Annotated in this window: 7 protein-coding genes; 3 read left to right on the forward strand and 4 right to left on the reverse strand. The window is 33.7% G+C overall.

Going from position 1 to position 9,853, the window contains the following annotated elements:
- Positions 1-17: 17 nt before the first annotated feature.
- The 4 genes from cls to RR539_RS05450 form a co-directional block, all read right to left on the reverse strand.
- Positions 18-1,445, reverse strand: a complete 1,428-nt coding sequence (gene cls, locus RR539_RS05435; RefSeq protein WP_332473485.1) for a cardiolipin synthase — start codon at positions 1,443-1,445, stop codon at positions 18-20.
- Positions 1,446-1,597: 152 nt separating this feature from the next.
- Complete coding sequence (locus tag RR539_RS05440; protein ID WP_332473486.1) at positions 1,598-2,605, reverse strand: isocitrate/isopropylmalate dehydrogenase family protein; 1,008 nt, start codon at positions 2,603-2,605, stop codon at positions 1,598-1,600.
- Positions 2,606-2,634: 29 nt separating this feature from the next.
- Positions 2,635-4,560, reverse strand: a complete 1,926-nt coding sequence (locus RR539_RS05445) for an aconitate hydratase (RefSeq protein WP_332473487.1) — start codon at positions 4,558-4,560, stop codon at positions 2,635-2,637.
- Positions 4,561-4,583: 23 nt separating this feature from the next.
- A complete protein-coding gene (locus tag RR539_RS05450) occupies positions 4,584-6,020 on the reverse strand; it encodes a 2-isopropylmalate synthase (protein ID WP_442878393.1) in 1,437 nt (478 codons plus the stop codon).
- Positions 6,021-6,393: 373 nt separating this feature from the next.
- On the opposite strand from RR539_RS05450, the gene proB reads away from it, so the two are divergent.
- The 3 genes from proB to RR539_RS05465 form a co-directional block, all read left to right on the forward strand.
- Positions 6,394-7,527 (forward strand): glutamate 5-kinase, encoded by a 1,134-nt coding sequence (proB, locus tag RR539_RS05455; RefSeq protein WP_332483549.1) that lies wholly within the window; start codon positions 6,394-6,396, stop codon positions 7,525-7,527.
- 18 nt (positions 7,528-7,545) lie between these two features.
- Entirely contained in the window at positions 7,546-8,802 is a 1,257-nt protein-coding gene (locus tag RR539_RS05460) for a glutamate-5-semialdehyde dehydrogenase (RefSeq protein ID WP_332474884.1), read from the forward strand.
- A 263-nt stretch (positions 8,803-9,065) separates the two neighbouring features.
- Positions 9,066-9,853, forward strand: a 788-nt coding sequence (locus RR539_RS05465) for a tyrosine-type recombinase/integrase (protein ID WP_332474885.1), incomplete at its 3' end; no start/stop codon positions are given.

Here is a 9,853-nt window from a genome sequence, read left to right on the forward strand (position 1 = left end):
TCACCTACTTTAATCCTTTATAGAATAGGTGATAGTAATCTTACAATTGATTCACAGATTTTAAACCACCTACTCCTATTCTCATATTCTGTTTTAGTATAAATTACTGAGTCCTTTTGGTCCTCAATAAATATAGCTTCTTGATGTAATGCAAAGCTTTGGTCATACACAATGGCATTAACCTCAAAATTAAGTCTAAAACTTCTAATATCCATATTAGCTGTACCAATTGATGCTACTAATGAATCTGCAACTATGGTTTTTGAATGAATAAACCCTTTTTGGTATCTATAAAACTTAACACCAGAATCTATTAAACTTCCTATATTAGCACTTAAAGCCCATTTCATAAATAAATGATCTGGCTTATCTGGAACCATTATTCTAACATCTACACCTGAAAGTGCCGATATTTTAATAGCCTCCATCATTGGTCTATCAAGAACAAGATATGGACTTTGAATAAAAAGGTTTCTTTCTGCCTTAGTAATTATCTTAAGGTAGTTATACTTAATAAATTCCTCAGTATTATCAGGTCCTGAGGATACTATTTGAACAGATACATCTTCATTAGTCTTAATATCCTTATAATACCTTCCATCGTTTGCAATATCATCATCTGCTGCATAATCCCAGTCTAGAGAGAATCTTTTGTTAAGTTCCTTAACAGCTTCACCTTCAACTCTAATATGGGTATCACGCCAATATTCAAACTGCTCCCCACCAGTTATATACTCGTCTCCTACATTAAATCCACCTACATAGCCAACACTACCATCTATAACAACTATTTTTCGGTGGTTTCTATAGTTAATTCTAAGGTTAATAAGTCTTGTAAATCCTGGGAAAAATACCGAAAATTCTATTCCAAGACTTTTTATATATTTCTCTCCTTTGCCACGAACACCTCTTGAACCCATTCCGTCAACAAGCAGTCTTACCTTAACTCCTTCTTTAACCTTTTTGCCTAGAAGCTCTACTATTTTCATTCCCACATCATCTAATCTAAAAATATAATACTCAATATGTATAAATTCCTTAGCATTATTAATGTCTTCAATCAAATCATTAAACTTATCAACACCTCTAGTATAGGTTCTTACAGTGTTATTGCAAGTAAGTCTACATCCTGCATCATTATAATTCATTCTAATAAGATCCTTAAACTTTCTAACGCTTTTATTTTCGTTATGTCCAATAAGATTTGTGTTGAATTTTTTTGCCTTATTAGAGTCTATTGTTATTTTTTCCCTAAATATTTTCTCTCTACTTAAATTTTGTCCAAGTGCTAAATAAATTATAAACCCAACTCCTGGAATTAATAGAAGTATTATGAGCCATGCCCATGTTGTTTCAATATCTCTTCTTTCAATGAATACCAAAGATAAAACACACGTGGCATTAAGTATTACAAATATTGTTGCTATAATAGCAAAGCTGTTCATTAACATATCCTCCCAAACTATTTTAGCCAGTATCTACCTATATATTATCAGTAATAATGATTATTTAAAACCATTTATTTTTATTAATTTGTTGATTAATAATATTATTATAAGCAAATAGCTACTGACAATTTTGTCAGTAGCTATTTTAATTACTTCATTTCAGCTATTACAGCCTCTGTAAATTCCTTTGTTGATGCACTTCCACCAAGGTCTCCTGTTACTTTTTCGCCCTTTTCAAGAACTATTTTAATAGCATTTTCAACCTTGTCTGCTGCCTCAAATTCACCCATATGTCTTAGCATCATTACAGCGGATAATATAGTTGCAGTAGGATTAGAAATACCCTTTCCTGCAATATCAGGTGCTGAACCATGTACTGGCTCAAACACTGCTATACCATCTCCTATATTAGCTCCTGGTGTAACTCCAAGTCCCCCAACTAGACCTGCACCAATATCTGATAATATATCGCCATATAAGTTTGGCATTACAAGTACATCATAGTTTTCAGGTACTTGTACCATTCTCATACTCATAGCATCTACTATCATATCTTCAAATTCAACCTTACTATCCTGGTATTTTTCAGCAACATCCTTAGCGCAGCTTAAGAATAGTCCATCTGAACACTTCATAATATTTGCCTTATGAACTGCTGTTACCTTTTTTCTACCTTCGTTAATAGCGTAGTTAAATGCATAATCAACTATTCTTTCACTAGCTTTTCTAGTAATAATCTTAATACTCTCTGCTGCATCTTCTCCAACCATATGCTCAATTCCTGCGTAAAGGTCTTCTGTATTTTCTCTAACTATTGTTAAGTTAACATTCTCGTACCTTGACTTAATTCCCTTATATGTTTTAACAGGTCTAACATTTGCATATAGGTTAAGTGATTGACGAAGCCCTACATTAACACTTCTAAATCCCTTTCCAACTGGTGTTGTTATAGGTCCTTTTAATGCAATTTTAGTTCTTCTAATAGTTTCTAAAACTTCTTCTGGTAATGGTGTTCCATGTGTAGCTATTGTTTCTTCCCCAGCCTTAACACGAATCCAGTTAATATCTACTCCTGAATGCTTTAAAACTTCAACAGTTGCCTCTGTAACTTCTGGTCCTATTCCATCCCCAGGGATAAGCGTTATATCATATACCATGTTTTTCTCCCCTTTATCATATGTATTTATTAGTTTGCAGAATTTCTTGTAAGGTTAAGTAATCCTCCAAACTTAATCATGTTCTTTTGTCTTTCTGGTACGTTTAGGATCATCTTATATGATTCACCCTTAGTTGTATTTTCAACTACTATAACACCAGTATCTACTTGGCTTATAGCATTATTTATTACAAGGTTATCACCTTCTGAAATCTTATCATAATCACTTTCATTTTCGAATACAAGTGGCATAATTCCATTATTAATAAGGTTTGCCATATGAATTCTAGCAAATGACTTAGCAAGTACTCCCTTAATTCCAAGATATAGTGGAACTAGTGCAGCGTGCTCTCTACTTGAACCTTGTCCATAATTTGAACCTCCAAGTATGAATCCACCACCATTCTCCTTAGCCTTGCCCGGGAATGCAGGATCGCATGGTACTAAGCAATGCTCTGAAAGGAATGGTATGTTTGATCTAAATGGTAAAAGCTTAGCATTTGATGGCATAATGTGGTCAGTTGTAATATTATCTCCTACAACTGTAAGAACAGTGCCTTCTACTTTTTCAGTTAGTGGCTTAGCTTTTGGGAATTCCTTAATATTAGGTCCACGAACAACCTCAACATCATTTCCAGCCTCTGCTGGTGGAACTACTAAATTATCGTTTATAACAAATTCCTTAGGCATTTCAACCACTGGGCTTGCATCTACTTCTCTTGGGTCTTCAATGTAACCAGTTATTGCTGAAGCTGCTGCAAGTTCTGGACTTACAAGATAGATTCCAGCTGAAACTGTTCCACTTCTTCCCTCAAAGTTTCTATTAAATGTTCTAAGTGATACTGCGTCTGTTGCAGGTGATTGTCCCATTCCTATACATGGTCCACAAGCACTTTCAAGAATTCTAGCTCCTGCTGTAACAAGCTTAGTTAAAGCTCCATTTTGTGAAAGCATAGTTAAAACCTGCTTAGAACCTGGTGCAATAGCTAGTGATACATGTTCTGCAACATTCTTACCTTCTAGGATATTTGCAACCTTCATAAGATCTAAGAATGAAGAGTTTGTACAGCTACCAATTAGAATTTGGTTAACCTTAGTTCCCTTAACTTCTGATACATTCTTAATGTTATCAGGGCTATGAGGACAAGCTACCTTTGGCTCTAAAGTGCTTAAATCAATTACTACTTCCTCATCATATATAGCATCACTATCAGCTGATAGTGCAGTAAAGTCATCTTCTCTTCCCTGTGCCTTTAAGAATTCTAGAGTCTTTTCATCACTTGGGAAAATTGAAGTTGTAGCTCCAAGTTCTGCTCCCATATTTGTAATAGTTGATCTTTCTGGTACTGTAAGAGTTTTTACACCTTCTCCACAGTACTCAAATACTCTACCAACTCCACCTTTAACTGATAATCTTCCTAGAAGCTCAAGAATAATATCCTTTGAAGCTACCCAGTTATTAAGCTTTCCTTTTAGCTCTACCTTAACAACCTTCGGCATTGTAATGTAATATGCTCCTCCACCCATAGCAACGGCAACATCTAGTCCACCTGCTCCTATAGCAATCATACCAACTCCACCACCTGTTGGTGTATGGCTATCTGATCCTAGTAGAGTTTGTCCTGGTATTCCAAATCTTTCAAGGTGTACCTGGTGACAAATTCCATTACCTGGCTTTGAGAAGTAAATTCCGTGCTTTTTAGCAACTGTTTGAATATATAAATGATCATCTGCATTTTCTGGACCTGTTTGTAGTGTATTGTGGTCAATATATGCAACTGATTTCTTTGTTTCTACTCTATCTTTACCCATTGCCTCAAACTGTAGATACGCCATTGTACCTGTTGAGTCCTGCGTTAATGTTTGATCAATTTTAATTGATATTTCTTCCCCTGCTACCATTGTTCCTGAAACTAAATGGTCTTTAAGTATCTTATGCGTTAATGTTAATCCCATGTGGTTACCTCCTTAATATATGCCTATCTTTTAGAGTTATCTGCACTTATTTCCTGCATTGCTCTAAAAGATCCTCTTTTACTTTTACATGTGCTATAGTCAATAACTTCTGATGTTGTTTCATTAACAAGCTCATCAAATGTAAGTTTTACTATCTTTTCAAGTTCGTCATTTCCTATAACTGATGTTCTACCACCTTCATACTGCTCATCTACCCATGACTTAACGATTTTAATTCTGTCATCCTTCTTACTAACTTTCCTATCATCGTCTAATCTAAAATATGTGTTAATCCAAGCAGCAATACCTGCAAGACCTGAGTATTCATTTACAGCAACAAGTATTGGTCTATTTAGTATCTTTCCAGTATCAAAAATATTATAAATCTCCTCATCCTTTAATATACCGTCAGCATGAATACCAGCCTTAGTTACATTAAAATCACTTCCAACAAAAGGAGTTTTTTGAGGAATTTCATACCCTAAACTTTTTTCAAAATAGCTTGCAATATCAGTTAATACAGTAAGGTCCATATCCTTAATACTTCCCTTAAGTTGTCCATATTCAACTATCATAGCCTCAAGAGGACAATTTCCTGTTCTCTCCCCAATACCAAATAATGTGGAGCTTATTCCAGAGCATCCATGAAGCCATGCAGTAGTTGAGTTTGGAACAACGTTATAAAAATCGTTATGTCCATGCCACTCAATCCATTCTGATGGAACACTGCAGTAGTGCGTAAATCCATGCATTATTTGCTTAACACTTCTAGGAAGTGCAGCTCCGTCATGTGGAACTCCAAGTCCTAATGTATCACAAGCTCTTATTTTAACAGGCATATTCGCCTTCTTTGATAATTCCATTAACCCTTTTACAAGAGGCACTACAAATCCAAAGTAGTCAGCCCTTGTTATATCTTCTAGATGGCATCTTGGTATAATTCCATGGTTAAGTGCTTCTTCAGCAATTTCAAGATACTTTTCCATAGCCTTTTGTCTATCTAGATTAAGTTTCTTAAATATATGATAATCTGAACAAGACATTAAAATACCTGTCTCCTTCAGTCCAATATTCTTAACTAGTTTAAAATCTTCCTTATGGGCCCTAATCCATGCCGTAACTTGAGGGAAGTCATAACCCCTCTCCATGCACTTAATAACAGCCTCTCTATCCTTTTCAGTATATAAGAAAAATTCACTTTGTCTTATAATTCCAGAACCATTATCCATTTTGTGTAGATAGTCATATATGGTTAATATTTGTTCTACTGTAAAGGGAGACATTGATTGCTGACCATCTCTAAATGTTGTATCAGTAATCCATACATTTTTTGGCATATTCATAGGTATATTCTTGTTATCAAATATTATCTTGGGAATTTCCGTATAAGGAAATATATCTCTATATAAATTAGCCTCAGCTACATTTTCAACCTCTATATTATTGTTATATAAATTCATTAAATTAGTTTTATCGTTGATATCTATTTTTTTCATAACTTTACCATCCCCCTCAATACAATTGTATACAAATATACTCTAATGTATAAACACATTATATAATACATATACTATTGTATGCAAGGATTTTTTTGATTATTTTGTTATATTTTTATAATATTATAAAGTCGTTAAACCCCTCTATTTACATAGAGTTTACATGTTAATTCTAATATGTTAACTATCTTTTCTTTATTATCTGGCAGAATTCATCATTTTCTCTTATAGAATATATCTAATACTATTTTTCCCTACTACCATATTGTTACTAAGTTCTAATTGAACATAGTATTTTAAAATGATAAAATGTCCTTGTATATTAAGGAGGGAATTTATGTTAAGCTCACGAGAAGAATATATTAAAAAAGTGAAAAGAATTGTAGTTAAGGTTGGATCTTCTACATTGACATATGAAAATGGAAGAATTAATTTATCACAAATAGAGATTATTACAAGACAGCTTGCCGATCTCCATAATATGGGCTATGAAGTTATACTTGTAAGCTCTGGAGCTATTGGTGCAGGTATTGGTAAACTTCAAATGAAAAAGCGTCCTACTACTATCCCAGAAAAACAGGCAGCAGCTGCTGTAGGGCAAGGACTACTACTTCATATGTACGAGAAGCTATTTTCTGAATATGGACAAACTGTTGGCCAAATACTTTTAACAAGGGAAGATATGACTGATAGAGTTAGATTTTTAAATTCTAGAAATGCACTTTTTTCTCTACTAGAAATGGGAGTTATTCCTATAATTAATGAAAACGACGCTGTTGTAGTTGATGAAATTAAGTTTGGTGACAACGATACTCTTTCTGCTCTTGTGGCAAGTCTTGTTGAAGCAGACCTACTTATTTTATTATCTGATATAGATGGACTATATAACGATAATCCTCGTACTAATCCTGATGCAAAGATAATAAACTTTGTTGAAGAAATAACTGAAGAAGTTGAAAAATGTGCAGGTGGTGCTGGAAGTAATCTTGGTACAGGTGGAATGATTACTAAAATTAAGGCAGCTAAAATAGCTGTTTCTTCTGGAAGCGTTATGGTTATAGGAAATGGTTCTGATCCATCAATTATTAAGGGTATTGTTTCAGGTAAAGAAATTGGTACTTGGTTTAAACAAACAGATCATCCTCTTCAAGCTAGAAAAAGATGGATTGCATTTGGTAAGAAGCCTATGGGTTCTATAAAGGTAGATAAGGGTGCTGCACCTGCTATTTGTATAGATAACAAAAGCCTACTTCCAAGTGGTGTTATAGAGATTACTGGAACATTTAACGAGGGAGACTTAGTTAATATACTTGATAACAAGGGTGAAGAAATAGCAAGGGGACTTGTTAACTATCCTTCATATGAAATCGATTTAATAAAAGGACTTAATTCTTGTGAAATAAATTCAAAACTAGGTCATAAAAACTATGATGTTATAGTTCACCGTGATAATCTAGTTTGCTTAAAATAAATTTATGGGAGAAATATTATGGAAATTAAAGACTATTTAATCTCTAAGGCTTCTAAATGTAAAGCTGCTGCTAGAGAATTATCAACACTAGATACAAAAGTAAAAAATGCTGCCCTATTAAATATGGCAAAGGGTCTTCGTGAAAATGCTTCAATTATAATTGAAGCTAATAAAAAGGACCTTGAAAATGGACGTACAAAGGGACTTAATGAAGGCTTACTAGATAGACTTATGCTTAATAAAGATAGAATAAATGATATGGCAATAGGTCTTGAACAGGTTTCTTCTTTAAAGGACCCAGTAGGTGAAGTACTTGGAATGCACACAACTGCTGAGGGACTTCAAATAGGTAAGGTTCGTGTTCCACTTGGGGTTATCGGAATTATATATGAAGCTAGACCTAATGTTACAGTTGATGCAGCTGGTCTTTGTCTAAAATCAGGTAATACTGTTATTCTTAGAGGGGGTTCTGAGGCTATTAACTCAAATAAGGCTATAATCGATGTTATTTCAAAATATGCTTACGAAGCTAAAGTTCCAGAAGGGGCTATTGAGTTTATTGATATATCTGATAGAGAAGCTGTTAACGCTATGCTTAGACTAAATGAATATATAGATGTAATTATTCCTCGTGGTGGTGCTGGCCTTATAAAAACTGTTGTTGAAAACTCTTCAGTGCCTGTTATTGAAACAGGAACTGGTAACTGCCATATATATGTAGATAGCTTTGGAGATCTTTCTATGGCTACTGATATAATTATGAATTCTAAAACCCAAAGAACTTCAGTATGTAATGCTGCTGAGTCTCTTTTAGTTCACAGTGGTGTTGCTGATGAATTTATTCCAAAAATCTGCAGCATGCTTTCTGATAAGGGGGTAGAGATTAGAGGATGTGAAAAAACGCTTTCACTATACCCTAATGCAAACCCTGCAACTGAAGAAGATTATGCAACTGAATTCCTAGACCTTATTATTTCTGTTAAGGTTGTAGACTCTATTGATGAAGCAATTGAGCATATATACAAATACAGCACTGGACACTCTGAGGTTATTGTTACTGATAGCTACGAAAATAGCCGTAAATTCCAAGCACAAGTTGACTCTGCTGCTGTATATGTTAATGCATCAAGTAGATTTACAGATGGATTTATGTTTGGATTTGGAGCTGAGATAGGAATCAGTACCCAAAAGCTTCATGCTAGAGGGCCTATGGGACTTCCTGAACTTACTACAACTAAGTATATTATTAATGGAAGCGGTCAAATAAGAAAATAATAAAGGCTCCATTTGGAGCCTTTTCATTTTATTTACTATGGTTCATTAATATGCTATAATTTTATTGATAAGCCGATGTGGCGGAATGGCAGACGCACTCGACTCAAAAGAAATTACTATATGTTTTAGTAATAGAGTCTAGTGTTAATATAGGTTTGAAAGTAATTTGAAGTTAAAAGAAATATATTTACTCGCACTCGATTATTTAAGTTTTTTAAATAGGTCGATTGTGAGTTTTTTTAATTTCAAGGAGGTTTAAACCAATGGCTAAAAGAGTAAAAATTACAACTACAGTAGAATCAATTCCACTAGATAAGGCATTAGATGAGTTTATAACTTACTGCAAAATGCGTAATCTTCGTCCTGCAACCATTTCCTATTATGAAACAATAATAAGTGGGTATTTATACAAGGTACTAGATTCCAAATTTCCTACATGTGATATAACTCCCTCTACAGTACAAGATTTAATATTCTTTTGTAGGAACGAACTTAATATTAAAGATGTAAGTATTAATTCTATGCTTCGTGGTACTAGAACAATCTTCTATTACTTTATGAAAATAGGATATACTAACAAATTCGATATTCAACTTATTAAGGAAGATAAGTCAATAATAGAAACCTATACCGATGAAGAAATAAATGTACTACTTGCTAAACCTAATAAACATTGTACCTTTTTAGAGTATAGAGATTGGACTATATCTAATTTTTTACTTTCTACTGGATGTAGATTATCTACCTTAATTAATATTAAAGTAAAAGATATTAACTTTGATGATAACCTAATTACCTATACACATACTAAAAATAGAAAGCAACAAATAGTTCCTCTTTCACCTACATTAAAATATATACTGTTTGAATATCTAAAAATAAGAGGTGATGGCGAATACCTATTCTGCAATGCTTATGGGGAGCAACTAAAACCCTCTCTTTTAAGTCATAGTTTATGTGATTACAATAGAAAACGAGGTATTTCTAAAACTGGTGTCCATAGATGGAGGCACACCTTCGCTAAAAAATGGATTATGAATGGTGGAGATAT

Source organism: Clostridium sp. (genome assembly GCF_036639235.1).
GTDB lineage: Bacteria > Bacillota > Clostridia > Clostridiales > Caloramatoraceae > Clostridium_AB.